21 protein-coding genes are annotated in these 25,655 nt (G+C 65.4%); 11 read left to right on the forward strand and 10 right to left on the reverse strand.

Going from position 1 to position 25,655, the window contains the following annotated elements; genetic code table 11:
- Window positions 1–41 precede the first annotated feature (41 nt).
- A complete protein-coding gene (locus CF70_RS36180; RefSeq protein ID WP_035869547.1) occupies window positions 42–656 on the reverse strand; it encodes a hypothetical protein in 615 nt (204 codons plus the stop codon).
- 126 nt (window positions 657–782) lie between these two features.
- On the opposite strand from CF70_RS36180, the gene CF70_RS21915 reads away from it, so the two are divergent.
- Window positions 783–1,781 carry a LysR family transcriptional regulator gene (locus CF70_RS21915; RefSeq protein WP_035869549.1) on the forward strand — a complete coding sequence of 333 codons (999 nt, stop codon included), beginning with the start codon at window positions 783–785 and terminating at the stop codon, window positions 1,779–1,781.
- 148 nt (window positions 1,782–1,929) lie between these two features.
- On the opposite strand, the gene CF70_RS21920 is transcribed toward CF70_RS21915, so the two are convergent.
- The 4 genes from CF70_RS21920 to CF70_RS21935 form a co-directional block, all read right to left on the reverse strand.
- Window positions 1,930–2,793, reverse strand: coding sequence for an HpcH/HpaI aldolase/citrate lyase family protein (locus tag CF70_RS21920; RefSeq protein ID WP_235185156.1), 864 nt, complete (start codon window positions 2,791–2,793; stop codon window positions 1,930–1,932).
- Window positions 2,794–2,903: 110 nt separating this feature from the next.
- Window positions 2,904–3,530: an RraA family protein gene (locus tag CF70_RS21925; protein ID WP_235185157.1), complete on the reverse strand. Its 627-nt coding sequence runs from the start codon at window positions 3,528–3,530 to the stop codon at window positions 2,904–2,906.
- A gap of 97 nt (window positions 3,531–3,627) precedes the next feature.
- Complete coding sequence (locus CF70_RS21930) at window positions 3,628–4,980, reverse strand: MFS transporter (protein ID WP_035869554.1); 1,353 nt, start codon at window positions 4,978–4,980, stop codon at window positions 3,628–3,630.
- A 363-nt stretch (window positions 4,981–5,343) separates the two neighbouring features.
- The gene (locus CF70_RS21935; RefSeq protein ID WP_035869558.1) at window positions 5,344–6,117 is read right to left on the reverse strand and encodes a FadR/GntR family transcriptional regulator; all 774 of its coding nucleotides are present in this window, start codon (window positions 6,115–6,117) and stop codon (window positions 5,344–5,346) included.
- A gap of 485 nt (window positions 6,118–6,602) precedes the next feature.
- On the opposite strand from CF70_RS21935, the gene gabT reads away from it, so the two are divergent.
- The 4 genes from gabT (at window position 6,603) to CF70_RS21955 (ending at window position 12,486) form a co-directional block, all read left to right on the forward strand.
- Window positions 6,603–7,865 carry a 4-aminobutyrate--2-oxoglutarate transaminase gene (gabT, locus tag CF70_RS21940; RefSeq protein WP_035869562.1) on the forward strand — a complete coding sequence of 421 codons (1,263 nt, stop codon included), beginning with the start codon at window positions 6,603–6,605 and terminating at the stop codon, window positions 7,863–7,865.
- 91 nt (window positions 7,866–7,956) lie between these two features.
- Window positions 7,957–9,684 (forward strand): thiamine pyrophosphate-binding protein, encoded by a 1,728-nt coding sequence (locus CF70_RS21945; protein WP_035869565.1) that lies wholly within the window; start codon window positions 7,957–7,959, stop codon window positions 9,682–9,684.
- Window positions 9,685–9,711: 27 nt separating this feature from the next.
- A complete protein-coding gene (locus tag CF70_RS21950) occupies window positions 9,712–10,953 on the forward strand; it encodes a Zn-dependent hydrolase (RefSeq protein WP_035869567.1) in 1,242 nt (413 codons plus the stop codon).
- Window positions 10,954–10,986: 33 nt separating this feature from the next.
- The gene (locus CF70_RS21955) at window positions 10,987–12,486 is read left to right on the forward strand and encodes an aldehyde dehydrogenase (RefSeq protein ID WP_035869570.1); all 1,500 of its coding nucleotides are present in this window, start codon (window positions 10,987–10,989) and stop codon (window positions 12,484–12,486) included.
- A 56-nt stretch (window positions 12,487–12,542) separates the two neighbouring features.
- On the opposite strand, the gene CF70_RS21960 is transcribed toward CF70_RS21955, so the two are convergent.
- The 4 genes from CF70_RS21960 to CF70_RS21975 all read right to left on the reverse strand — a co-directional run bounded on the left by CF70_RS21960 (window position 12,543) and on the right by CF70_RS21975 (window position 17,204).
- Window positions 12,543–13,310: a helix-turn-helix transcriptional regulator gene (locus CF70_RS21960; RefSeq protein ID WP_051648766.1), complete on the reverse strand. Its 768-nt coding sequence runs from the start codon at window positions 13,308–13,310 to the stop codon at window positions 12,543–12,545.
- Between the two features lie 389 nt (window positions 13,311–13,699).
- Entirely contained in the window at window positions 13,700–16,141 is a 2,442-nt protein-coding gene (gene lon / locus CF70_RS21965; protein ID WP_081862284.1) for an endopeptidase La, read from the reverse strand.
- A gap of 89 nt (window positions 16,142–16,230) precedes the next feature.
- Entirely contained in the window at window positions 16,231–16,635 is a 405-nt protein-coding gene (locus tag CF70_RS21970; RefSeq protein ID WP_035869573.1) for an Hsp20/alpha crystallin family protein, read from the reverse strand.
- Window positions 16,636–16,835: 200 nt separating this feature from the next.
- Window positions 16,836–17,204, reverse strand: coding sequence for a hypothetical protein (locus CF70_RS21975; RefSeq protein ID WP_051648768.1), 369 nt, complete (start codon window positions 17,202–17,204; stop codon window positions 16,836–16,838).
- A gap of 349 nt (window positions 17,205–17,553) precedes the next feature.
- On the opposite strand from CF70_RS21975, the gene CF70_RS21980 reads away from it, so the two are divergent.
- On the forward strand, window positions 17,554–17,985 hold the full coding sequence (locus tag CF70_RS21980) for a CopG family transcriptional regulator (RefSeq protein ID WP_035869578.1): 432 nt from the start codon (window positions 17,554–17,556) through the stop codon (window positions 17,983–17,985).
- Between the two features lie 59 nt (window positions 17,986–18,044).
- Window positions 18,045–19,187, forward strand: coding sequence for an alpha/beta hydrolase family esterase (locus CF70_RS21985; protein ID WP_035869581.1), 1,143 nt, complete (start codon window positions 18,045–18,047; stop codon window positions 19,185–19,187).
- Between the two features lie 93 nt (window positions 19,188–19,280).
- On the opposite strand, the gene CF70_RS21990 is transcribed toward CF70_RS21985, so the two are convergent.
- The gene (locus tag CF70_RS21990; protein WP_035869584.1) at window positions 19,281–20,201 is read right to left on the reverse strand and encodes a LysR family transcriptional regulator; all 921 of its coding nucleotides are present in this window, start codon (window positions 20,199–20,201) and stop codon (window positions 19,281–19,283) included.
- Between the two features lie 155 nt (window positions 20,202–20,356).
- On the opposite strand from CF70_RS21990, the gene CF70_RS21995 reads away from it, so the two are divergent.
- From CF70_RS21995 to CF70_RS22010, 4 genes are all read left to right on the forward strand, one after another.
- On the forward strand, window positions 20,357–21,391 hold the full coding sequence (locus tag CF70_RS21995) for a Bug family tripartite tricarboxylate transporter substrate binding protein (RefSeq protein WP_235185158.1): 1,035 nt from the start codon (window positions 20,357–20,359) through the stop codon (window positions 21,389–21,391).
- Between the two features lie 41 nt (window positions 21,392–21,432).
- Entirely contained in the window at window positions 21,433–22,329 is an 897-nt protein-coding gene (locus tag CF70_RS22000) for an isocitrate lyase/PEP mutase family protein (RefSeq protein WP_051648770.1), read from the forward strand.
- Between the two features lie 549 nt (window positions 22,330–22,878).
- A complete protein-coding gene (locus CF70_RS22005) occupies window positions 22,879–23,319 on the forward strand; it encodes a MaoC family dehydratase (RefSeq protein WP_035869587.1) in 441 nt (146 codons plus the stop codon).
- A gap of 64 nt (window positions 23,320–23,383) precedes the next feature.
- Window positions 23,384–25,054, forward strand: coding sequence for a PHA/PHB synthase family protein (locus CF70_RS22010; protein WP_035869590.1), 1,671 nt, complete (start codon window positions 23,384–23,386; stop codon window positions 25,052–25,054).
- Window positions 25,055–25,655 lie beyond the last annotated feature (601 nt).

Here is a 25,655-nt window from a genome sequence, read left to right on the forward strand (position 1 = left end):
GGTACACCTTGACGGCTCGCTTCGCATCGCCGGGTGGCAAATCAGTTCGCCACCGGATCGGCCATGGGGCGGCGCGTGCTCGGCCCGCGCGGCGCTTCCGTGCCGTCCACGATCGACTCCAATACGTGGAAGTCTGGCCAGACCGCGCGCGGCGAGCCTGAAAGCGTTGCCGATGCATCCGCATGGCGCGGCGCGTCGCTGCCCTCCGGCAACACGCCCGCCGTATGCATGCCAACGGAGCTGGCGGCGCGCAGGCTGCTTTGCGTGGCGCCCACCAGCAAGGCCCGGTGTGCCGGCACCTCGGCTGTGCGCAGCACCAGGCGGTAGAGATCGGCCTCGGTCTCGCGGGCGGATAGCGCGTCCGCCGTGGCGACCACGGCAAAGCGATCGATCCAGTCCTGACCGATGGCGGCGTCAAGCAAGGTGCATACCATCCGCGATGAGACGGGAGCCGCCAGCGCCAGGCGCGCACCGCCCGCTTCCGCGCTGCGCATGAGTGCCAGGGCCTGGGTGCGGATGCGGATCGCTTGCCGGCCATGGGCCGCGCCGGCGGCGTCTTCGCGCTCGCGCGGTGCCATCTCGCTGCCGGACCCGTTCAGGCTGTCAGTACGGATCAACACATCGTCCAGGGTAAGCACCAGCAGTTCAAGCGACATTTTCCGTCTCCATGGGTACCGCGTTGCGACACGCGGGGTGTGATTGCGTTTCCGGTCTGGGCACTATAAGGTAGGCCCTTCATATTGAAAAATTGGTTTATAAAACCGACTGATAGGTTTTCTACTATGAATCGCACCACCACCTTCCGCCAGTTGAATGCCATCGATGCGATCGCCCGCCTGGGCGGTGTTTCCCGCGCGGCGGAGGAGTTGCATATCACCCAGCCAACGGTGTCGCTGCAGCTGAAGCTGCTGGAGGAAGCGATCGGGGCGCCACTGGTGCAGCGCGCGGGCAGGGGCACGCAGCTCACGCCCGCGGGCGAGGTGATGGCGGGCTACGCCGGGCAGATCCTGCGGCTCTGGCGCGACGCCACCGAAGAAGTGGCGGCGCTCAAGGGCAACCTGGCGGGAACGCTCCGGGTGGGCGCCATCACGACGGCGGAGTATTTGCTGCCGTCGATGCTGGTGGCATTCACGGCGGACCGGCCGGAGGTCAAGATCAAGCTCCACGTGGGCAACCGCGAGGAGATTGTCCGGATGCTGGCCATGCATGAGATCGATCTGGCCATCATTGGCCGGCCACCCACGGATATGCGCACCCAGGCGACGTCGTTCGCCAAGCACCCCATGGCGTTTATCGCGGCGCCGGACCATCCATTGATGACGCGCCGCCATCTGACGCTGCAAGACCTGGTGGAGGCGAACCTGCTGGTGCGCGAGCGCGGCTCGGGCACACGCAATACCGTGGAGCGGCTGTTCAGGGAGGCTGGCCTGCGGCTGCCGCTGGGTTCCGAGCTGTCCAGCAACGCGGCGATCAAGCGGATGGTGTCCGCCGGGCTGGGCGTGGCGTTTCTCTCGCTGCACGCCTGCACGCTGGAGTTCCAGGCGGGGCTGATCGGGCTGCTGCCGCTGCAGGGCAATCCCATCGAGCGCGACTGGTACGTGCTGAACTTGCCGGGCGTGCGCCTGCCGCGCGTGGCGGTGGCCTTCCGTGCCTATCTGGTGGAGCAGGGGCAGGCGGAAATCAACCGGCAGCTGGAGTCCTTCGACGTGATATTGCGCCGGCTGCATGCCCGTGCGCGGCGTTTGCGCAAGGCAAAGCCCGACGCGGCGGAGCATGCATGAAGACGAGGCCGGATCGCTGGGAGGCGTTCGTCCCCGGTTGCCCGGCCGTCCGGTTCGGGTGTCCTGAATCCAAAATTCGTTGCAGAAATAAGTCTGCCGATAAGGCAGACTTATTTCTGCAACGAATCTCCGACTCAATACATTCTGTCTAGCTGAGGGCCGTATCGCCGCTGGCCTGCGCCCATTCCCGGAGCCTGGCATCGCGCGCCAGCAGCCTGCGCGCGGTGTTGTAGTCCGGCGGATCCACCCGCGCGCCTCCGGCGGGCTTGCCGTCACGGGCCGCCTCGTATCTGCCGATCATGTCCTGCGCTTGCGCGATCTGCTGCGCGGAGGGCGTGAAGGCCGCGTGGATGGCGGCGACCTGATGCGGATACACCGTGCATTTCGCTTTCAGTCCGATCCGGCGCGCCCAGGCCAGGTCGGCCGCCAGCGCCGTTGCGTCCTGGTAATTGAACGGGCAGTCGACCGGCACGCAGCCCGCCGCGATGCATTCGACCAGGAAGCGCGCGCGCACAGCGTGCAGCTCGATGCCATCCGGCCCGCGCACCGCGTCCAGATCCGCGCTCAGGTCCTCGGCCGCCAGCAGGCAGGCACTGACGCGCGTGCTGGCCGACAGGATGGCGGCGGTGGCGACGATGCCGCGCGCGGACTCCAGCGTCGGCACGATTTCGGTTTGCCGGGGCGCCAGGCCGAACTCGCGTTCCAGCGCGGTGATTTGCTGGTCGAGCGCCTGGATTTGCGCAGCCGTTTCGGTGTGCGGCAGGAAGATGGCCGCGGGCGCGCCCGGCATGACGCCGCGAAGATCGTCCAGTCCGTCGCCATCCAGCTTGTTGATGCGCACGGCGCCGACAATGCCGCGCGCCCGGCATTCAGCCATCAGCGTGACAATCCGTGCGCGCGCGGCGGGGCGGTCTGCGGGGCTGGTGAACTCCTCCAGGTCGGCGACGATGACATCCGGGCCGCTCTCAAGCGCCGCCTGCTGGCGGACGGTGTCCAGTCCTGGCGCGAACATCCAGCTGCGCCGGAGTGCTGGCGGGCGTCTTGACGCGTGTCGGGGCTGCGTGTTCATCGCATATCTCTGATAGTGGGGGCAGTGAGGCAAGGCAATCGATCCGGCTGGCTTCAGGCGCCCTGGAGCAGCACCGAGGCAACCGGCTCGCCCGCTTGCAGGCGGGCGAGGATGGCCGGCTCGGCCTCGTCGGACGCCAGCGCCCGGGCGATGACGCCAGCCGCGGCATCCGCCGACAGGAACAGCACGCCGTTGTCGTCGGCCAGCACGATGTCCCCCGGATTGACAGTGACGCCGCCGCAGATCACCGGCTCGTTGACGGCGCTGCCGCCTTCGTCGATCCGTTTGGTGGTGAGGACGCTGGTGCCCCGTGCAAACACCGGTATCCCCATGGCGCGCAGTTCCAGGATGTCCGTGACCACGCCGTCGACGATGATCCCTTTTGCGCCCGCGCACAAGGCAGCGGTGCCGGTGACGGCGCCGACAGGCGCGTGGGCGTGGTCGCCGCAGGCATCGATGACCAGCACATCGCCGGCGGTGAGGCAGGCCAGCGCGCGGTTCACCGCAATGGCGTTGGGCGTGGCCAGCCGCAGCGTGACGGCGCGACCGGCCACCTTGACGTTGGGGACGAGCGCGCGAATGCCGTGGCTGGCGAAGCCGTCCTCGAGAAAGTGCCCGAGCGTGGGGAAACTCACGCGTTCCAGCTGGCTCAGCAGGGTGGGGTCGATGTTCGTTTGCATGATCGGTATCAGGTATGACGACGTCGTCCCGGGCCGGCAGCAGGCATCAAGGCCGCAACCCGGGACGACGATCTGGCAGTGGCGCGGTATCCGCGGCTCAGGACAGCGAAGCCTTGGCGTTGCCCGCGGCGCTTGCCGCCGGCGCATCCTTGCGCAGGGTTTCTGCCAGCAGCAACAGCGCAACGGCGGAAATCAGCGCGGACCCGATCATGTACCAGGCCACCGACGAACCGCGGCCCGTGGCGGACAGCAGCGCGGTCGTGATGATCGGCGTGGCCGCGCTGCCCAGCAGCCCGGACAGCATGTAGCTGATCGACAGGCCCGAGTAGCGCACCTTGGTGCCGAACAGCTCAGCCAGGAAGGTGGCGATGGGACCGTAGTTTGCCGCGAAGGCGCTCATCATCAGCAGGTAGCCGAGCAGGGCAAAGGCAAACACCTTGGTGTCGAGCAGCCAGAACAGCGGGAAGGCGAGCAGCGCCTCGGCAAGGATCCCGCCGATGATCACCGGCTTGCGGCCGATCTTGTCCGACAGCAGGCCGAACAGCGGCAGCAGCACCACGCACAGCGCGCAGGCGATCAGCGCGATCGACAGCATCTGGTTGCGCGAGAAGCCCAGCGTCTGGGTGCCATAGGTCAGGCCGAACGCCACGATCAGGTTGAAGGCGGTGCCGGTCGACATCGTCGCGATGCCGCCCAGCAGGACCTGCTTCCAGGATTTGGTCAGCACTTCCGCCAGGGGAATCTTTACCTGCGCGGCACTGGCCTTGACCTTGCTGAACGACGGCGTTTCCGATGTGTTCAGGCGAATGTACATGCCCACGCCGACCAGCAATACGCTGGCCAGGAACGGAATGCGCCAGCCCCAGGACAGCAGCGCCTCATTGGACATCACCGCGTTGCTGAGCAGGAATGCCAGGTTGGCGATCAGCGTGCCCGCGGGAACGCCGATCTGCACCCACGAGCCGTAGAGGCCGCGCCGGTTGGCAGGCGCATGTTCCACCGCCATCAATACCGCGCCGCCCCATTCGCCGCCTAGCGCAAGGCCCTGGATGACGCGCAGCGTCAGCAGCAGGATGGGCGCCCAGATGCCGATCGAGCGGTAGTCGGGCAGCAGGCCGATGGCGAACGTGGCCGAGCCCATCATGATGAGCGATACCAGCAGCATGGACTTGCGGCCGACCTTGTCGCCGAAATGCCCGAACAGCGCGGCGCCGACCATGCGGGCGACATAGGCCGATGCAAAGGTGCCGAAGGCGAGCAAGGTCCCGGTCAGGGGATCGAAGGCGGGGAAGAAGACCTTGTTGAAGACCAGGGCCGAAGCCGTGGCGAAGATGAACAGGTCATACCATTCGACTGTTGTGCCGATGACGCTGGCGGCGGCGATCTTCTTCATGTTGCGAGGAGGATGACCGGTTTCCGGCTGGGTAGTGGAGGCGTGGTCAGTGTTCATGAGGCGTTCCTGGATGGCGAGGCGTAGTGCTTCTGTTGCTTCTGTGTTCTGGTGGTCAGGCCAATATATCGTAGGCGACCCTGGATGGCAGGGTAATAGGTAGTTGTTCTAGGTCTGGTGTTCTGGTGGTCAGGCCAATTGAGGCAAAACGCTACGTTCTCTCTCATTCACGCAAGCCGCGTGCCAGCGGAAAGATGCGAATGCGGCACGCCATGTCCGGGTCGATGCGTGGGAATGGTGCGTGCCGGTGCCGCTGACGAAGCGGGGGCGGGAACCGGTTTGCACCAGTTGTGTGCGGATGCGCGATGGCAGCCGGCGATGTGGGCGGGGAGGCGGGAGGCGGGATCCGGCCCGCCGGGTGGTCTACTCGGCGATTTCCTCTGACAGGCGGGAGACGATTGCCAGCAAGTGGAAGGACATGGCGTGGCGCGCCCGGATCGGGTCCCGGGCCACGATGGCTGTCACGATGCGATCGTGCTCGCCTACCGCCGCGCGCCAGGCCGACGCGCCCACAAAGTGCTTGTCAAGGCGCTTGTATACGGGGCTGGCCTCGCACAAGTCCCAGACGTGGGCGACCACCGACGCAAGCGCCGCATTGCCACAGGCCGCGGCAATGGCCTCATGGAAGGCCCGGTCATGGGCGAAATCCCCGGCTTCCGGCGATTGGTCGGGATTCATGCCCCGGTGGGCCTCTTCGATGGCGGCGATCTGCTCCGGCGTCCCGTGCTGGGCCGCCAGGGCAGCGCATTCCGGCTCGAACAGCGTGCGCGTCTCGAGCAGTTCGAACGGGCTGGCTTCCAGGGCCGCGCCAAGGCGGCGGTCGATATCGGCTTCAAGATCGGTTTCGATGGCGGCCCCGATGCCGGGCTCGGCGCCATTGGCTGCGGCAATCCCGTTCTCCTTGGGCTCCAGCACGAAGACGCCGCTGCCGACGCGCACCTCGATGTAGCCGCCGATCTCAAGGGCAATCAACGCCTCGCGCAACGTCGAGCGCGCCACGTTGAGCTGCTCGGCAAGCTCGCGCTCGGCCGGCAGGCGCTCGCCCGGCGCGAATTCGCCGGCGCTGATTTTCTTGGCGATCTGGTCCGCGATCAGGCGGTAGAGGCGCTGCGCTGTAACTGCTTGAAGAGATGACATGGGTAGGCGCCGCCGCAAATTGCAAATTGACTGGTGGTCAGATCAATACCGCAAAACAGGCTCTCAATTCAAGGGTGTAGGCGCGTTTCGCTCGGTCTGCGGATAACCGTGGTCAGTGGTCCGGCCAATATAGTGGTGCATGAGGCGCTTACGTATGGACCTGGCGTAAAGCGGGGTCTAGGTCATGCAATCCGCCGGCGCAGTCCGGGCTGCCGTCAGGCTCAAGCCTCTTGATTGCAAGTAGCTTATACGACGCTTATCCGCACAATGTCTTGTGGAAACGCAAGCTATTTGCCACTGGTGGCCGGACCACCAGTCAAATAATCGAAATTACTTGGCGTTTTTCCGGCGGTGACTCTAGAATTGGTCCGGCCACCAGTTGATACCCGATGATCGCCATATAAGAATGCGATTCGGGGAGCGCACGAGACACGGCGGCAAGGGGCCAGGACCCCGCCGCACAAGTAAATCCAAAGGAGCACGCAATGAAGAACGCAGACCTGGTACGCCGCAAGGATGCCGCCACGCCCCGTGGCGTAGGCGTGATGTGCAATTTCTACGCCGAGCGCGCCGAGAACGCGGAGTTGTGGGATGTCGAAGGCCATCGTTATATCGACTTCGCGGCCGGCATTGCCGTGCTCAATACCGGTCACCGTCACCCGCGCCTGGTGCAAGCCATGCAGGCACAGATGGAGCGCTTCACCCACACGGCCTATCAGATCGTGCCTTACGCCAGCTATATCGAGCTGGCCGAGAAGATCAATGCCCGCGCGCCCGGCGCCTTCGCCAAGAAGACCGCCTTCTTTACCACCGGCGCCGAAGCGGTGGAGAACGCCATCAAGATCGCGCGTGCCGCCACTGGGCGCCCCGGCGTGATCGCCTTCGCGGGCGGCTTCCACGGGCGCACCATGATGGGCATGGCCCTGACCGGCAAGGTCGTGCCGTACAAGGTGGGATTCGGCCCGTTCCCCGCCGATGTGTTCCATGCCCCGTATCCGAATGCCCTGCATGGCGTGAGCGTGCAGGAGTCGATCAACGCGCTGCAGCAGCTGTTCAAGACGGATATCGATCCGAGGCGCGTCGCCGCCATCATCTTCGAACCGGTCCAGGGGGAGGGCGGCTTCAATGTAGCGCCCGCGGAATTCGTGCGCGCGCTGCGCGGCATCTGCGACGAGCACGGCATCCTGCTGATCGCCGACGAAGTGCAGACCGGATTCGGCCGCACCGGCAAGCTCTTCGCCATGGAGCACTATGACGCGGCGCCGGACCTGACCACCATGGCCAAGAGCCTGGCGGGCGGCATGCCGCTGTCGGCCGTGTGCGGGCGGGCCGAGATCATGGATGCACCGGCCCCCGGCGGCCTGGGTGGCACCTATGCCGGCAACCCGCTGGCGGTGGCGTCGGCGCTGGCGGTACTGGACGTGCTGGAGAGCGAGAAGCTGATCGAGCGCGGCGCGGCGCTGGGCCGCCGGCTGCAGGACAAGCTCGAAGGCCTGAAGTCGCGCGTGACGGCGATCGGCGAAGTCCGGGGACTTGGCGCGATGATCGCCGTGGAGTTCCGCAAGGCCGATGGCAGCCCCAACCCGGAGTTCACACGGCAAGTGCAGGACCACGCCCTGGAGAAAGGCCTGCTGCTGCTCACCTGCGGCGTGCATGGCAATGTCATTCGCTTCCTGTTCCCCCTGACCATCCAGGACGCCGTGATGGACGAGGGCCTGGGCATCCTGGAAGCCGCGCTGCTGCAGTGACCGCCCGGCGGCAAGTCAGTCGACATCGAATTCAAGCAAATGAAGGATTGCCGCGGTAGTGCCGCGGCGATCGCGCAACGGAACCCACGACATGAATCATCCCTCGCCCCGTGCCTTGCCGGCGCTGTCAGAGCGCAACGGCGGCCAGATCCTGATCGACCAACTGATTATCCAGGGCGTGAAGCGCGTCTTCCTGGTGCCGGGCGAGAGCTACCTGCCTTGCATCGATGCGCTGTATGACCACCAGGACAAGATTCAGCCCATCGTCTGCCGGCAGGAGAGCGGAGCCGGCTACATGGCGGAAGCGCACGGCAAGCTGACCGGCGAGCCCGGCATCTGCTTCGTCACGCGCGGGCCCGGCGCGACCAATGCCAGCATCGCCGTGCATACCGCCTACCAGGACTCCACGCCCATGATCCTGTTCGTCGGCCAGGTTGGCAACGACTTCTACGAGCGCGAAGCGTTCCAGGAGATCGACTACCGCCGCATGTTCGGCCAGATGACCAAATGGGTGGCGCAGATCGACCGCACCGAGCGCATTCCTGAATTCATTGCGCGCGCTTTCGCGGTGGCGACCAGCGGCCGGCCCGGCCCGGTCGTGCTGGCCCTGCCCGAGGACACGCTGTGGGGCAAGGCCAGCGTGGCCGATGTGCCGCGCTATCGCCGTGCGCATAGCGCGCCGACCCCCGACGCCATGGCCTCGCTCGCGCAGATGCTGGAGCAGGCCGAGCGCCCGTTCCTGCTGGTAGGCGGCTCCGGCTGGACGCCGGCCGCAGCCCGGCAGCTGGAAGGCTTTGCCGAGCGCTTCGCGCTGCCGGTCGGGGTGGCCTGGCGGCGCCTGGAATGCTTCGATAACCATCATCCCAATTTTGCCGGGCATGTGGGTTGGGCCATGCCCGACTCCCTGCGCAAGCGCGTGCAGGAAAGCGACCTGCTGATCGCCGTGGGCACGCGCATGGGCGAGGCAACCAGCGAGGGCTATACGGTTGTGGAAAGCCCGCTGCCGAAACAGCGCCTGGTCCATGTGTACCCCGACGCGAACGAACTCGGGCGCGTGTTCCATCCCACGCTGCCGATCGCCGCCGATGTTGTCTCGTTCGCCGCCGCGGTCAGCGCGCTTGCGCCATCGGGCCCCCGTGGCGCGCGCAACGCTGGCCATGAAGCCCATCGGGTCTATCTGTCCGAGCAGGAGCCCAAGGCAGCGCCCGGCGCGCTCAACCTCAATGTGGCGGCCTGCCACGTTCGCGACAACGTGCCCGAGGACACCTGCATCACCGTCGGCGCCGGCAACTACGCCTTGTACCCGCACGCCTACTACCGCTTCAAGGGCGTCGGCACGAGCCTGGCGCCGACGGTGGGGTCGATGGGCTACGGCCTGCCCGCCGCCATCGCCGCCAAGCTGGAGAATCCCGAACGCACCGTGATCTGCTATGCGGGCGATGGCTGCTTCCAGATGAACCTGCAGGAACTGGGCGTCGCCATGCAGTACCGGGCGGGCATTGTGGTGCTGGTGTTCAACAACGGCATCTGGGGCACCATCCGCGCCCACCAGGAGCGCGAGTTTCCGGGCCGCACCGTGGCGCTCGGTTTCGATAATCCGGAATTCAGCGAACTGATCCGCGCCTATCGCGGCTACGGCGAGGTTGTCGCCAGCGATGCCGAGTTCGGCCCCGCCTTTGCACGCGCGCTGGCATTCGCCAACAGCCAGCAGCTGCCCGCCCTGCTCGAACTGCGCTATGACGCCGATGGCATCGCGCCGGGCATGACCTTGTCGCAGATCCGGTCGGAAGCCTTCGCCCGGCAGGCCGACGCCAAGTAAAGCCACGATGGCGCAAGGAGATAAGAGATGACGACACTCGCAATCAATGGCGACCGGCTGTGGAAGTCGCTGATGGATCTCGCCGCGATCGGCGCCACGCCCAAGGGCGGCAACGCGCGCCTGGCGCTGACGGCGCTGGACGGACAAGGCCGCGACCTCGTGACCGGATGGATGCGCGACGCCGGCCTGAGCGTGACGGTGGACAAGCTCGGCAATATCTTTGGCCGCCGGGCAGGGCGCAACAACGGCCTCGCGCCGGTCATGACGGGCAGCCATATCGACACGCAACCCACCGGCGGCAAGTTCGACGGCTGCTATGGCGTGCTGGCGGGGCTGGAAGTCATGCGCACGCTGAACGACCACGGCATCACCACCGAGGCGCCGCTGGAGGTCGCCATCTGGACCAACGAGGAGGGCTCGCGCTTTGTCCCGGTGATGATGGGCTCCGGCGTGTTCGCCGGCGTCTTCCCGCTGGAGACCGCGCTATCGGCCACGGACGTGGCAGGCAAGCGCGTGGCGGATGAACTGGCGGCCATCGGCTACGCCGGCGACGCCGAGGTGGGCCGCGAGGTGGGCGCGTATTTCGAGGCCCATATCGAACAGGGGCCGGTGCTGGAAGCCGAAGACAAGGTGATCGGCGTCGTGACCGGCTCCCTGGGTTTGCGCTGGTATGACGTCACCGTGACCGGCATGGAGGCCCATGCCGGCCCCACGCCGATGCCGCTGCGCAAGGATGCGCTCTATGGCGCCACGTTCCTGATGCAGGCCGTGATCCGGATCGCCCACGAATTCGCGCCGCACGGGCGCGGCACCGTGGGCGTGGTAAATGTGCATCCGTCGTCGCGCAATGTCATCCCCGGCGCGGTGAAGTTCACGGTGGATCTGCGCCACCTCGATCCGGCGCGGCTTGCGGAAATGGATGCCCGCTTTCGCGCGGCCTGCGCGGCCGTGGCGGATGGCAGCACCACCGGCACGGCGCTGGATGTGGCTGTGGAGGACGTGCAGTACTTCGCGCCGACCCCGTTCGCGCCCGAACTGATTGGCCACGTGCGCCGGGAAGCCGCCGCGAGGGGCTACACCCACCAGGACATCGTGACGGGCGCCGGCCACGACGCCGTCTATATCGCCGGCATCGCGCCGACCGCGATGATCTTCGTGCCCTGCAAGGACGGCATCAGCCACAACGAAATCGAAGACGCCAAGCCAGAGCACCTTGAAGCCGGCGCCAATGTGCTGCTGGGCGCGATGGTGGCGCAGGCGAACGCCTGAGCGGCCCGGACACAACGAATACAGGAACGCATGATGAGCGATTTGCGAGATCTCGCCTACTGGCGCAAGCAGGCGGAGACGGTGCCCATCCGTACGCAGGCCTATATCGATGGCCGCTGGACCGATGCCATTGACGGCGCCACCTTCGAGACCATCAACCCCGCTACCGGCAAGGTGCTGGCCCGCGTCGCGGCTTGCGGCGCCGAAGACGTCGACCGTGCCGTGGCCGCGGCGCGCAAGGCTTTCCGGTCAGGCGTGTGGTCGGACCTGCCGCGCAGCGCCCGCAAGGCCGTGCTGCTCCGGCTGTCGCACCTGATCGACACGCATCGCGAAGAGCTGGCGCTGCTGGAAACGCTGGACATGGGCAAGCCCATCGCCGAAACGCTGCAATACGATATTCCCGAGGCCGGGCGCACTTATGCGTGGTACGGCGAAGCCATCGACAAGATCTACGACGAGATAGCGCCGACGGCTCCCGGCGTACTGGCCACCATCACGCGCGAACCGCTTGGCGTGGTCGCGGCGGTGGTTCCCTGGAACTATCCGCTGCTGATGGCCAGCTGGAAGGTGGCGCCCGCGCTGGCCGCGGGCAACAGCGTGGTGCTGAAACCGGCGGAGCAGTCCCCGCTTACCGCGCTGCGGCTGGCGGAACTCGCCGAGGAGGCCGGCGTTCCGGCGGGCGTCTTCAACGTGGTGCCGGGACTTGGCGCCGCCGCGGGCCAGGCGCTGGGCCGCCATCCGGATGTGGACTGCATTGCCTTCACCGGGTCCACCGCGACGGGCAAGCGCTTCATGGAATATTCCGGCCAGTCGAACCTCAAGCGCGTCTGGCTGGAGTGCGGCGGCAAGTCCCCGCACATCGTCTTCGACGATTGCCCGGACCTGGACCGCGCCGCGCAGGCGGCCGCCATCGGCATCTTCAGCAACCAGGGCGAGATCTGCATCGCCGGATCGCGTCTCTATGTGCAGAGCGGCGTCTACGATGTGTTCCTGGAAAAGCTGGAAGCGCATGCCGCGCGGATGCAGCCGGGCGACCCGCTGGATCCGGCGTCCGCCATGGGTGCCATCGTCGACGGCGCGCAACTGCAGCGGGTGATGTCCTATGTGCGGAGCGGCGAGGACGAAGGCGCCCGGCTGCGTGCCGGCGGCAAGCGCGCGCTTTCGGACAGCGGCGGCTATTACATGCAGCCGACCATCTTCGAATGCCCGACGCAGTCGCTGACCATCGTGCGGGAAGAGATCTTTGGCCCGGTGCTGGCGGTGACCCGCTTCGATACGGAAGAGGAGGCCATCCGCATGGCTAACGATTCCCCCTACGGCCTTGGCTCGGGCCTCTGGACCTCCAGTCTCTCCCGTGCCCACCGGGTTTCGCGCAAGCTGCAGGCGGGGCTGGTCTGGGTCAACTGCTATATGGACAGCGACGTGACGGTGCCCTTTGGCGGCGTGAAGCAGTCGGGTTCGGGGCGGGACAAGTCATTGCACGCGCTGGACAAGTACACGGACCTGAAGACGACCTGGATCAGCCTGGCATGACAGGGCGGCGCGCGTACCGCAGGCCTCCCCCGCGCTGACCGGGAGCTAGGCCCGGATCAGATCAGGTCCTCCTGCCGCATCGTGGGGGCGTTGCCGCCGGCCAGGGCCAGCGGCGCCGCGCCGCCGCGCGGCGTGCGGCCACCGCTCGCCGCCCGAGCCAGGTTAAGGCCCCGCTCCCGCGCCTTGTAGACGGCTTCCTCCTTCCCGCCGGCCTGCAGGTGCTTGTAGATGGTGCGGGCGTGGGTCTTGACGGTGGGCACGGAGATATTCAGCAAGCGGCCCACGGTCTTGAACGCATGGCCCCGGGCAAGCAATACCAGCACATCGTACTGGCGCCGGGTCAGTCCCAGCAGCATCGCCTCTGCACCGGGCCGCTCACCGCCAACGGCGGGCGCCGATGCCTGCTTCGCCGCGGGCAGGGCCGGGAACAGCGGCAGCTGTCCAATGCCGGAATGCGTCGGATGGGCGGTGGCGATACGCCGGACGGCCGATTCGATCACGTCGAGCGGCGCCGATTTCGCGAGACAGCCGCAGAAACCCGTCGTGATCCCGCCCAGGGGCAATTCCAGGGGAACGGTATCGGAAAGCAACAGCAAGCGCGGTGCCGGCCATATCCTGCGTACCATGCCGAGCCACTGCCAGCCCGTGTCCGGATTGCGGGGCATGCCGAAGACAATCAGGTCAACCTCCTCCCCGGCATGACAAGGGGCGGGGATTTCCGTGGGGTCGATGGCAAGGACATGGTCAATGCCCGCAACACGCTGCAACAGCGTGAGCATGGCGATGCGGAGCAACGGATGGCTTTCGACGAGCAGCGCGTTCATGCCTTATCTCCCCGTACAGATGCAATGGAGCAGGCTGAACCCGCAGGCATGGCGCGGCGCCGCCAGCGCGGACCAGCGCTATTGCAGCACCCGCCACCTTCGGATTTCGACCCCCATCCTGGCTGTGCCGCCAGGGTGGCTCTGCGTCGTGGACGCCTGCCCGGATATTTGATGTTTTTTCTTGTTCGGAGTGATCTTATGTGCGGAATATAACGAAATCAAGGAATTGTTGTTGCGGTAGTGAAACCACAACCTGTTGATCGGCATCTGTGTCGCGCCGGTGCCGCTTCCTCGCGCCGCGTCGCGATCTTGCTGATGGCGTTGCCCCAGCCGACGCACAGGTCCGGATTCCTGTACCTGCGGCGGACCCTGCGGCGGACCTTCCGGGCTTAGCCTCCGCTTTCTTTTTCCAGCACCTCGCCCAGCGCGTCATCCACCGTTTCCAGCATCACGAAACGCAACTGGCCGCGCGCGTCCGCCGGCAGGTCATCAAGGTCGGGGGCATTGCGCGCGGGCAGCAGCACGGTCTTGATACCGCCGCGCAGGGCAGCCAGCACCTTCTCCTTGATGCCGCCGACCGGCAGCACGATGCCGCGCAGGCTGATCTCGCCGGTCATGGCGCAGTCGCTGCGCACCGGCCGGCCCATCAGCAGCGAGGCCAAGGCGATGAACATGGCTACGCCGGCGCTGGGCCCATCCTTGGGAACGGCGCCGGCGGGCACGTGGACATGAATGTCGTGCTTGTCGAAGCTGCCGCAATCGATGTGCAGGGACGCGCAGCGCGACTTGACCAGGGTCAGCGCCGCCTGCGCGCTTTCCTTCATCACGTCGCCAAGCTGGCCGGTCAGCAGCAGCCTGCCGCCGCCCGGCGTGCTGCCCGCTTCAATGAAGAGCAGGTCGCCGCCAACCGGGGTCCATGCCAGGCCGGTTGCCACGCCAGGCAGGCTGGTACGCAAAGCCGATTCGCTCTCGAAGCGGCGATGCCCCAGGATGGACGGCAGGTCGTCGGACCCGATGCGCTTGCGGATGGCCGGATCCTCGGCTACCAGCATTGCCACATGGCGCAGGACCGCGCCGATCTGCCGTTCGAGACTGCGCACGCCGGCCTCGCGCGTGTAGTCGCGGATGATGGCGGCCAAGGCCTCGTCGGTCAGTTCGCATTGCGCCGGCGCCAGGCCGCACGCTTCGAGCTGGCGGGGCAGCAGGTAGCGCCGCGCGATCTGTGCCTTCTCGGCTTCTGTGTAGCCGGCCAGTTCCAGCATTTCCATGCGATCGCGCAGGGGGCCCGGGATGGCTTCCAGCTGGTTCGCGGTGGCAATGAAGACAATGGCCGACAGGTCGAAGGTCACGCCCAGGTAGTTATCGCGAAAACTCGCGTTCTGGCCGGGGTCCAGGATTTCGAGCATGGCGGCTGCCGGATCGCCGTGCACGCCCTGGCCAAGCTTGTCGAGTTCGTCGAGCAGCATCACGCAGTTGCGCGCGCCGGCCTTGCGGATTGCCTGGATGATATTGCCTGGCATGGCACCGATATAAGTGCGACGATGGCCGCGCAGTTCCGACTCATCGTGCAGGCCGCCCAGGCTCACCCGCACGAAAGGCCGCTCCATCGCCCGCGCGATGCTCTGACCAAGCGAGGTCTTGCCCACGCCGGGCGGCCCGACGAAGCAAAGGATCGGGCCCTTGCCGTGCGGATTCAGCTTCCTGACGCCGAGATACTCCAGGATGCGGCGCTTGATCTTGTTCAGCCCGTAGTGTTCGTCGTCAAGGATCTGGCGCGCCCGCGCGATATCGATGGGCTTCTCATCGGGAAGGCGCCACGGCATCTCGGTCAGCCATTCAAGGTAGCTGATGCTGATCGAATACTCGCCGGAGGCTTCCGGCATCCGTTCCAGCCTGGCCAGTTCCTTGCGCGCATGCGATTCGACCTCGGGCGGCATGCCGGCGGCGGCGATCGCTTCGGCCAGCTTGCGGATCTCCTCGTGGCTCTCCGTGTTCTCGCCCAGTTCGTGCTGGATGGTCTTGAGCTGTTCGCGCAGCATCATCTCGCGCTGGCGCTGGTCCAGCCTGCCGCGGGTTTGTTCCGCGAGCTCGCGGGATAGGCGCAGCACTTCGATGCGCGCCGCCACGGCATCCGTCACCCGGTCCAGCCGCTTGCACAGCTCAAGCGTTTCGAGGATCTCCTGCTTGCGCTCCAGCGCGATGTCGATCAGCCCGGCCAGCGTGTCCGCCAGCAAGCCGGGCGACTCGATCGCCTGCAGGGAACCGGGCAATTCCGCCGGGGCGCCTGGCAGCAGCGCGAACATGTCCGCCGCGCGTTCCTTCAGGACCAGCGCGCGTGCTTCGATGTTCGGGTCGCGCTGCGTGGGTTCGGCAAGCATCTCCACCCTGGCGGCCAGAAAGGGGTAGCCGGCCAGTGGTTCGAGCAGCCGGAAGCGCTGGGCGCCCTGGCAAACCAGGTGGTGGGTCCCATCCGGGCTGGTCACATAGCGCAGCACATTGGCCACGGTACCCATGCCATAGAGCGCATCGAGTTCCGGATCTTCGGCCTGCGGGTCACGCTGGAGCACCACCCCGAGCGGGAGCTGGCCCAGTACGGCCGCGCTCACGCCTGCCTTCGCGCGCTCGCGTCCAATTGCCAGCGGGATTGCCAGGCCGGGGAAGAGGACGATATTGCGGACCGGGAGCAGGATGAGTCCATCGGGCGGCAGGGCGGACGCCGTGCCGCCGTCGGCCGCTTCGGTAGCTTGCGCAACGCCGCCCTGTTCCACGCTTTGCGCAATCTGCCCACCCTCCCTGGTCAAGGCGGATTCGCCTCCGATATAGGTGCTCATGGCGGTGTCTCCTGCGGGCCTGGCGCATGTAGCCAGGTCTTCGCGAAAAAAATCGGCAGCGCGCAAAGTCGGCTTCGCGCAGGTCCCGCTTACTCCGATCTCTCGAGGATCAGCACGAGACAGCCATCCACGGATTCGCTCTGCTGCATGCCGTAGCGCCCGGGAGGAAGCTGGATGTGCCGCTCAAAGCGGCCATAGGGAATCTCAAGGCAGTGCACGGTACCGCCGGCGAAGGCGCGGTGCAGCGCGCGTTCGGCACGGATGCTGAGCGTATTGGCATCCAGCCCGATGTCGATGCACTCTGGCTTCACGCCGGGCAGCGCCACCACGACGGCGATCTGCTTGCCCTGCTCGAAGATTTCCACGGGCGGCTCCCACACCGGGCGCAGGCCAAGCTGGCCGGCCGGGCGAAAGAACTGGCGATGCAAGCGCTCGGCACGCTCGACTGCCTGTAGCGCGGTTTCCCACGTCGTCATGTTGCGGCCGCTTGGCATAGCCGGGCTCCTCGCTCACCCTTGGAACAGGCATGGCTGACGCTTCATCAAATGCCACGGGGGCGGCATTGTCAATTGGCTTTTTGGGGCGAGTCCCGAGGGCGGCCTGCCGGCTGGATCACTATCCGGGCATCGGGTGTATGCGCCGCAATCCGGCTTGCTTGCGGTGTCCGGAAGCGGCGCAACCCGCTGAGCGGAAACTACGGCCGCTTGTCGCTGGCCGGGCTCGTCGGGCGCTGCGCTGGCAGGCTGCCGATGATGCAGTCCACCGCGCGCGTGTCCGACTTGCCTTGCCCCAGCCCGCCGATGACCGAGTCGCGGTACTGCGCGGGTGTGATGCGGTGGTAGTAGAGGCGCGAGGTCTGGTCGAGCCAGTAGACATAGTCGCTGTCGCCCTGGCTGCCGTCGGTGCGCAGCCACTCGCTCACATTGTTGTTGCCGATCATCAGGTTCGGGCAACGCCGGTTCAGGCTATCCAGGTACGCGTCGAAGCCTTGCGCCTCGATGTTGCGGACCGAGTCCGGCGCGCAGCCGGCAGTCAGCGCTAGCGCTGCCGCGCAGCTTGCCATGGCAATCCTGTATCCGGCATGGCGGGACCACCGGTTGGCGCACTTGGCAAAGGTTGGGGGGTGCATATGGATCCTGGAATGGCCGGGCAGGGCGGACACAGAGGTGGCACCAGAGCGCATTTCCCGCCCCCGGTTCCGGTATTTCGAGTGAGCATACCGGGGAACCGTTTCCTCCCCACCCCCGGGTGAAAGATTTCATATGCCGCCGGGAAGCCCTTGAATTCGCTGCCTGCCAGCCGGAGCGAAGCGCGTTCAGCCTTGAACGTCACAAAGCAGCATCCCTGCTTGACCAGGGTCGCTTTCCATCCTATAACCATCCCATTGGATGGTATTTGGATGGTTGGTCACGATGGACGAGCAACAAAGAGCACTTGCAGCACCTCCCCGGCCCAAAGGCGGCGAGACCGAGAAGATCACGATCAACCTTGGCCCTGTCGACCTCGGCCAGATCGACCTGCTGGTCGAGGAAGGCTTTTACTCGAACCGCACCGACCTGATCCGTACCGCGATCCGCAACCAGCTTGCGATCCATGCGCAGGCCGTCAGCGAGACCGTGACGCGGCGCGCGCTGGTACTCGGCATGCAGCATTTTTCCCGGCAGGACCTGGAGGCCGCGCAAGCGGCACGGCAGCGTCTGGACATTCATGTGCTGGGCCTTGCCAGCATCGCCGCCGACGTCACGCCCGAACTGGCCCTGGCCACGATCCAGTCGATTGTCGTACTGGGCGCTTTCCATGCCTCCGCCGCGGTCAAGGCGGCACTGGCCGGACGCATCCGCTGAGCGCGGCAATCACCTGAGGCCCCACTGCAGGTTCTCCTGCAGGCCCCTCGAAGGACACCATGACGAAAATGAACGAAGCATTCCTGGCTTCCATGCACGAAGCCATGGCGCTGTTGCGCACGGCCGGTCCGCTGGAGGCCACCGAAGTCATACAGCGCGCGCTGCGCGATAGCGGCGCCGCCGCCGGTTTCCAGCCTGCGCAAGTCGTCGAGGCGCTGCTGCCGCGCACGGCGCCGGCAGCGGACGCGGAAGGTCCCGCCGCCAAAGCCGGCGAGGCGCGCACGCAGCCCCGGCGGGAACCGAAGCCGGCGCCGTGGCCCGGCGTGCAGGACACCGGGCACTTCACTACAAGGCATTATGCCAGTCATGCCGGCGAGCGCGCCTACAAGCTCTACATGCCTGGCGGCTACGATGGCCAGCCGCTGCCGCTGGTCGTGATGCTGCACGGGTGCACGCAGGACGCTGATGATTTCGCGGCGGGCACGCGCATGAATGCGCTGGCCGAGCAGCACGGCTTCCTGGTCGCGTATCCCATCCAGCCAATGACGGCCAACCCGTCCAAATGCTGGAACTGGTTCAAACCGGGCGACCAGCAGCGCAGCCAGGGCGAGCCAGCGCTGATCGCGGGCATCACGCGGGAAGTCATGGCGAACCACCCGGTTGACGCGGATCGCGTGTACGTGGCCGGCTTGTCCGCCGGCGGCGCCATGGCTGCCGTGATGGTGCAGACGCATCCGGAACTCTATGCCGCGGCAGGGATTCATTCCGGCTTGCCTTGTGGCAGCGCGCACGACCTGCCATCGGCACTGGCTGCGATGAAGGGCGGGAACCTGGCCGCGAAGCTGATGGAGAAAGCGCGGACCGCACCCCGGGGCAACAGTGTTGTCTCGCCGTCGCGGCCGCTCATCGTGTTTCACGGCGATGCCGACGCCACGGTGCATGTGTCCAACGGCGAGCGCCTGCTGCGTGATTTCCAGGGTGGTACGCACCGGGACAAGCAGCAGCGCAGCCGGGGCGGGCGTACCTTCACACACCGGCAACTGACATCGCCCGAAGGCATCGACGCGGAATACTGGCTCATCCACGGGGCGCCTCACGCATGGGCGGGGGGCAGTTCGCGCGGAACGTACACCGATGACAGCGGGCCCGACGCCAGCGCCGAGATGGTGCGCTTCTTTCTCGCACATCCGCTGCGGCCGTAGTCCGGCGGCATCGCCGCGCGTCCGGCCCGCGCGGTCATTCGCCACACGCTAGCGTCAGGACAATCTCCGGGAAAAGCCCGCGCGCGCCCGGCGCTAGCCGATCCTTGCCTCGCCGGGCCATAACGGCGAACTCACTGAAAAATCCGCCTCTTCCATCGTGACCGTCCTCAGTGACCGGACCACGGCACGCGTGTCGCCCGTGCGCCACTGGAAGTAGTAGGACAGGTTGTGCGGAGCCGGCTGGCTTGCCAGTTCCGCCAGCTTGCCGGCGCGCACGAGAGGCGCCACATAGGATCGCGGAAAGAGGCTGATCCCCACGCCGGCAATCACCAGCGCAATCAAGGCCGACAGGCTGTTGCAAACCAGCGCCCTGGGAATCTCGAGTTTTTGCTCCGCCGCCCATTTCTCGAAGGCCAGCGTCAGGCCCGCTTCGGCGCTGAGCGTGATCACCGGATGCTCCGCGAAGTGCCGGGCTGTCAGGACAGTGCCGGATGCCAGCCGCTCTGGCGATGCCATCCACTGGTATGCGAGCTCACCAACCTTTACCTGCGAGAGGTTGGGGGAGGAGGACGGGCCGGGAATGATCGCGAAGTCGAGTTCGCCGCGCTCCAGCTTGCGTTCGAGGTTCAGCGTCAGGTCGACCTGCGGTTGCAGCACGAGGTGCGGATGCAGCTCGCGAACGCGGGCGACTAGTCCCGGGAACCAGGTGGATGCCACCAGTTCGCTGATGCCGAACCGGCAACTCCCGCGCAGTGCGCCGGACATGTCCAGGTCCGAACGGATACGGCTTTCAATCTCGAGAATCTGGGCAGCATGCTCAAGCAGGCGCTCGCCGGCGTCGGTGATGACCGAGCGCTGCCCGGTACGGTCGAAGAGCGCCTTTCCCAGGTCGTCCTCCAACTCCGCGATGCGCTTCGACAGCGATGACTGCGTGACATGCAGGCGTGCCGCCGCCACGGAAAAGCTGCCGAGTTTTGCGGCCCAGTAGAAGGCTTCCAGTTGTTTGAGGGTCATGGCGCCGCCCCTGTCCCGCGATGGGGGCCTGGCGCCGCCAGCGCGCTGCCATTCCAAATTCTCACCGGGGGCAGTGAAGATTTCTCGCTTTCTTCCGGCGCGGGAGCTACGTATCGTTCGGCCATTGTCAATATCGGTTCGGAAAGGGGGAGGCCATGCGGCACAGCTTCAAGAGACGCAACAAGACAGGCAACAAGACCGGCAACAAGACCGGCAACAAGACACGCGGGACGTTCAACGTACTCACCACCGCGCTCCTGTCGCTCGGGTTGGCGGCGACCGCGGCGCGGGCGGAGTGGCCCGCCGATCATCCGATCCAGGTCTTCGTGGGTTTTGCCGCCGGCGGAGGCACCGATACCATGGCGCGCACGATGGCGCCGTTCATCCAGCGCCACCTTGGCGCAAACGCCAGTCTGGTGGTGCAGAACAAGCCGGGCGCAGCCAGCGAGATCTCGAACATCAGCCTGATGCGCTCGGCCCCGGATGGCTACACCATCGGCGTGGTCAACCTGCCTGCCATGGCGTTCGCGCCGCTCTACAAGAAGACGAATTTCGATCCGGCCGGGCTGCAACTGGTAGCGCGCGTGCTGAGCGACCCGACCATCCTGGTGGCCAGGAAGGAGAGTCCGTACAACAACCTGAAGGACGTGGTTTCGGCATTGAAGAAGAAGCCTGCCTCCTTGTCTTTCGGTCACAACGGGGTCGGGACGAACGGGCACCTGGCGCTATTGCAATTGCAGAATGTGGCGGGCGTGAAGGTCAACGACATCCCGTATAACGGCACGGCGCAGTCCAAGACGGCGTTGTTTGGCGGGCATATCGACTTCGCGGCCGTCACTACGGGTGAACTGCAGGATGCGGGCAAGGAGGCTGTGCCGCTGAAGATTATCGCGCAAATGGGGGAGAAGCGGGCCGCTTCGCTACCCGATGTGCTGACGGCCAGGGAGCAGGGATTCGACGACGTAATGCCTGCCGAGCGGGGGATTGCCGTGCCCGCGGGTGTGCCGCCCGCTATCGTGGAGAAACTGCGAGCAGCTGTCCGGGCGACACTCAGGGATCCCGAGTACCTGAAGAAGGCCGGCAACGACGCACCGGTCTTGGCCTACCTGCCCGGCGACGACTGGGCCAGGGAAATCGCGGCCCGCAAGCCGATGATGCGCAAGCTGGCCGACGGCATGCCGAAGGAGTGAAGGGCGTGATGACTTCTTTTCCTCGTTGCGAGCCCAAGTCCATGCAAAGACCCGCCCCGGCCCGAAAGACGGCATCCCTGCGCGCGCTGTTGCGCACGGAGCCGTTTGTCGTGGCGCCGGCCGTGCACGATATCTTCAGCCTCCGGCTGGTGGAGCAGGCGGGCTACCAGAGCGCGTGCATCAGCGGTGCCATGCTCTCCTACAGCTTGCTCGGCGTCCCGGACATCGGCCTGCTCACGCTGACGGAATGCGTTGAGCACTGCCGCCGCCTGACGCGCGTGTCATCCATCCCCATCACCGCGGACGCCGACGCGGGCTATGGCAATCCACGCGGCGTGCACTATGCCGTCGAGTTGTTCGAAGAGGCCGGCGCCGCCGGTCTGAACATCGAGGACCAGGTGGTGCCAAGGCGCTGGGCCTCGCCGGGCGGCAAGGAGGTGGTGCCGGTCGGCGAGATGATCGCCAAGATCGATGCCGCGCAGCGTGCCAGGCGCGACAGCAACTTCATGATCATCGCCCGCACGGACGCGTTTGCATGCGAGTCCACCGAGCAGGTCATTCAACGGGCCCGGGCCTATCAGGCGGCGGGCGCCGATATGCTGCTGCCCATCGCGCCGCGGACCGAGGACGACATCGCTCGCCTGGTGCGCGCGCTAGATATCCCGGTGACGCTCAGCGCTGGCACCGGGCTGGTGCCCAGCCCATCCGCCGCAAGCCTGCCATTGGAACGGCTGCGCGGCCTGGGCGTCAGGCGGGTCAGCCTAACCACGCTGCTGCCGGGCGCAGCGGTCACGGGCATGAGGCGGAGCCTGGACGCCATGCGGGGCGGGGCGGGCAGCGGCGACGATGGCGGGATGGCGGCAGAGGGCGCGGCGAGCCTTGGGGCGTTGTTCCATGCGCAAGACCAGATGGCCTTCGAGGAGGCGTTGCTGCTGTAACTTGCCCGGTCCCTTGCCGCAAGCCGTATAGGCTGGCGGCGCATGGCGCGGCCTCGGGAGGCCTTGCTCTGACGAATCCCGACCACCACTACACCGGCATCCTGTTCTGTGGCGCCGAAGCAGGTCGTTGTTCCAGCACAGAACATCGCGCCGATCTCCCATCATGTCGTCAAGACTTCCCATTGTATGGCTGTGAGCGACGCCGTTCCCCCCTCGGAGCGGGGGGGAGGCGACGCATGTTGCGACACATGCCCATCGTTGGAATCAATCGTTTTTTTCGATAATTATCAGCGGGAAAAACCGTTTTAGGTAGTTATCGCGCCGGCCTTAAGCTTCGCCTCTGGAAATTTCGGCACCGTGCTGCCGGCGTGAGCGCAATCGATCATCGCAGCGCCTTTCCTCGGGCATCGCGCTCACCTCACCCCAGGCCTCGAAGATGGAAACCCATATTGCCACGGACCGAGGCTGCGCAGCCCCGGCAGCGCATGTGCGTCCCTGCGAGCTTGTCACTGCCAGGGCGAGACGGATTCAACTACCACAGGAAACGTAATGAACGCACTGAATGGCTATGACTATGAAGACCTGGAACTCGGGATGAGCGCCACCTTCGACAGAACCATTACCGAAGCGGATATCGCACTGTTTGCGGCCGCATCTGGCGACAACAATGCCGTGCACCTCGACGAGGAATTTGCCCGGACGACCCAGTTCGGCGGATGCATCGCCCACGGCATGCTGACCGCCAGCGTGATCTCGGCAGCCATTGCCGGACGCTTGCCGGGGCCTGGGACGATCTATCTGAGCCAGAACGTTCGCTTCAGAGCGCCCGTAAGGCCAGGGGAAACAGTCAAGGTTACCGTGACCGTCAAGGAGTTGCAGCCAGGGAAGCAGCGCGTCTCGCTGACTACGGTCTGTACGGTGCAAGACAAGGTCGTGGTGGACGGGGATGCGCTGGTGATGCCGACGTCGTTGGCGCGCAGGGTCCAGTAATGCCGCGGAGCTGGCTGGTTAGCCAGCTCCAATCTCAAATTCGACTAACTTTACGGAGAACGGCGTGTCTCTTCCATTAGAGTTTTCAGACAAGTTGCTCCAAGTATATTCTGCTCCATTTAAAAAAACGGCCGAATATATGGCCGGGCAGAGATTCTTTTCCTGCAGTATGGATTTTTCTGGCCTGCTGCGCTCCAATCTGCGTTATCTGGAAGGGCAGGCAGCCGTGATGAGGTCGGTGTGGAGCGAAGAGACGGACGGGGAAAAGCCGGATCGGCGCTTCGCCGCGGACGAATGGAATCGCAATCCGTGGTACCGTTTTCTCAAGAAAAGCTACCTGAATAACGCCAGGACTCTTTCGGAGATCACTGAAGCAATCGGTATCGAGGAAGATGACAAGAGCAGGCTGAGATTCCTTGTCGGTCAGTACATTGAATCCTTGAGCCCCGCCAATTTTCTTGGCACGAATCCGGAAGCCATTCAGCTGGCATTGGAATCGCAGGGCGGAAGCCTCGTTTCGGGACTTGCCAACTACGTCGAAGACGCGCGGCGAGGCCGCATTGCAATCACGGACGAATCCGCCTTCGAGGTAGGCCGCAATGTGGCCACGTCCGAGGGGGCCGTTGTCTTCGAGTGTGAATTGATGCAGCTGATCCAGTACAAGCCGCTGACCGATAAGGTTGCCTCGCGGCCGCTGGTCATCGTGCCTCCGTGCATCAACAAGTTCTACATACTGGACCTCCAGCCGGAGAACTCATTCGTGCGCTTTGCCTGCGAGCAGGGGCATACCGTGTTCCTGGTATCGTGGCGCAATCCGCAAGCGGATATGAGCGAGACCACATGGGACGACTATGTTGAGCACGGCGTACTGAAGGCGCTGGAAGTCAGCCAGGCCATCAGTGGCGCGGCTCAGGTGAACGCGCTGGGCTGGTGCGTCGGCGGTACGTTGCTGACTTCAGCCTTGGGCGTGCAGCAAGCCCGCGGTAAAAAGACGGTAGCCAGCATGACGCTGCTGACGACCATGCTGGATTTCAGCGAGCCAGGCGAACTTGGCGTGTTCATCGACGAGCCGACGGTTGCGCAGCGCGAGCAGACTATCGGGCGCAGTGGCATCTATCCCGGCAAGGAGCTGGCGTTTGTCTTCCAGATGTTGCGCCCGAATGACCTGATCTGGCCCTATTTCGTCGGCAACTACCTGAAAGGGCAATCGCCGGGAGCCTTCGACCTGCTTTACTGGAACGCCGACGCCACGAACCTGGCCGGGCCGATGTATGCATGGTACCTGCGCAATATGTACCTGGAGAACAAGCTGCGCGAGCCGGGGCAATTGACCGTTTGCGGGCATCCGATGGACCTGGGCAGCATCGACGTGCCCAACTATATCCTTGCAACGAAGGACGATCACATCGTTCCCTGGCAGTCGGCCTATCGCAGCGTTCAGCTACTGGGCGGAAAGTCGGAGTTTGTTCTTGGCGAGAGCGGACATATTGCAGGTGTTATCAATCCGGCATCGAAGCAAAAGCGTGGCTACTGGCGTGCCGGCGAGCGATGCGACGATGCGGACGGCTGGCTGGCTTCGGCGACGTCCACGCCGGGGAGCTGGTGGGTTCATTGGGCTGCCTGGCTGAAACGCCATGCCGGCAAACAAGTTGCAGCGCCGGCCAGATTGGGGAGCGACACGTTCGAGCCAATCGAGCCCGCTCCTGGCCGTTATGTCAGCGTGCGCGCCGACTGACCGCCCATCCCGGTCCGGACTTGAAGGAGGCCGGGGCTGAGCCCAGGCCGGTCACGACGCAAGGCCATTTCTGCGTCTATGAATAATTGGAATGAAGATATCAATTTTAAATCATATTCGGAATGTGATTTGACTAGCTACACTTCGTTTCCAAGCTGTTTTTTCGGCACGGATCCGGTCACCAAGCGGCTGGCTACGTCGAACACTCGTGCCAAATTTCCCTGGCCGGGCTGATGCGCACAGGCGCGCGCGGTTTCGCTGGCGCGCGCCGACTGGGCTTCAGGCGAACGGGAGCTTTTGAGCGCTGCGTCAACAGTCGCGGGGCTCGCCTCGTTTGAGGTGGACGCCGCTTCACTAACCGGACCGCTCGCCCGTACGGAGCGAGCGGTTGTGCTCGATGCTGCACCACGATGTGGCGGCGTATCGCGCCGCTGCGCGTTGTCGGAATTGAAGCGACTTGGTTATTCACCTATTTAAGGAACAGAAATGACGCCGACCGAAATCAAAGCCACGCTATCGTTTTCCGATGATTCCCCCAGCGTTGAGCTGCCGATTTACAAGGGCACTGTCGGCCCCGACGTAATCGATATTCGCAAGCTGT

Origin of the sequence: Cupriavidus sp. SK-3 (assembly GCF_000611145.1) — a bacterium.
Lineage (GTDB): Bacteria > Pseudomonadota > Gammaproteobacteria > Burkholderiales > Burkholderiaceae > Cupriavidus.

Coding starts and splice junctions, on each gene's coding strand:
- CF70_RS21995 (WP_235185158.1), top strand. CDS start 20,357: ATGCGGCACAGCTTCAAGAGACGCAACAAGACAGGCAACAAGACCGGC.
- gabT (WP_035869562.1), top strand. CDS start 6,603: ATGAAGAACGCAGACCTGGTACGCCGCAAGGATGCCGCCACGCCCCGT.
- CF70_RS21960 (WP_051648766.1), bottom strand. CDS start 13,310: ATGAACGCGCTGCTCGTCGAAAGCCATCCGTTGCTCCGCATCGCCATG.
- CF70_RS21970 (WP_035869573.1), bottom strand. CDS start 16,635: ATGCCAAGCGGCCGCAACATGACGACGTGGGAAACCGCGCTACAGGCA.
- CF70_RS22005 (WP_035869587.1), top strand. CDS start 22,879: ATGAACGCACTGAATGGCTATGACTATGAAGACCTGGAACTCGGGATG.
- CF70_RS21950 (WP_035869567.1), top strand. CDS start 9,712: ATGACGACACTCGCAATCAATGGCGACCGGCTGTGGAAGTCGCTGATG.
- CF70_RS21945 (WP_035869565.1), top strand. CDS start 7,957: ATGAATCATCCCTCGCCCCGTGCCTTGCCGGCGCTGTCAGAGCGCAAC.
- CF70_RS21920 (WP_235185156.1), bottom strand. CDS start 2,793: ATGTTCGCGCCAGGACTGGACACCGTCCGCCAGCAGGCGGCGCTTGAG.
- CF70_RS21955 (WP_035869570.1), top strand. CDS start 10,987: ATGAGCGATTTGCGAGATCTCGCCTACTGGCGCAAGCAGGCGGAGACG.
- CF70_RS21925 (WP_235185157.1), bottom strand. CDS start 3,530: ATGCAAACGAACATCGACCCCACCCTGCTGAGCCAGCTGGAACGCGTG.
- CF70_RS21980 (WP_035869578.1), top strand. CDS start 17,554: ATGGACGAGCAACAAAGAGCACTTGCAGCACCTCCCCGGCCCAAAGGC.
- CF70_RS21985 (WP_035869581.1), top strand. CDS start 18,045: ATGACGAAAATGAACGAAGCATTCCTGGCTTCCATGCACGAAGCCATG.
- CF70_RS22000 (WP_051648770.1), top strand. CDS start 21,433: ATGCAAAGACCCGCCCCGGCCCGAAAGACGGCATCCCTGCGCGCGCTG.
- CF70_RS36180 (WP_035869547.1), bottom strand. CDS start 656: ATGTCGCTTGAACTGCTGGTGCTTACCCTGGACGATGTGTTGATCCGT.
- CF70_RS21990 (WP_035869584.1), bottom strand. CDS start 20,201: ATGACCCTCAAACAACTGGAAGCCTTCTACTGGGCCGCAAAACTCGGC.
- lon (WP_081862284.1), bottom strand. CDS start 16,141: ATGAGCACCTATATCGGAGGCGAATCCGCCTTGACCAGGGAGGGTGGG.
- CF70_RS21975 (WP_051648768.1), bottom strand. CDS start 17,204: ATGGCAAGCTGCGCGGCAGCGCTAGCGCTGACTGCCGGCTGCGCGCCG.
- CF70_RS21935 (WP_035869558.1), bottom strand. CDS start 6,117: ATGTCATCTCTTCAAGCAGTTACAGCGCAGCGCCTCTACCGCCTGATC.
- CF70_RS21915 (WP_035869549.1), top strand. CDS start 783: ATGAATCGCACCACCACCTTCCGCCAGTTGAATGCCATCGATGCGATC.
- CF70_RS21930 (WP_035869554.1), bottom strand. CDS start 4,980: ATGAACACTGACCACGCCTCCACTACCCAGCCGGAAACCGGTCATCCT.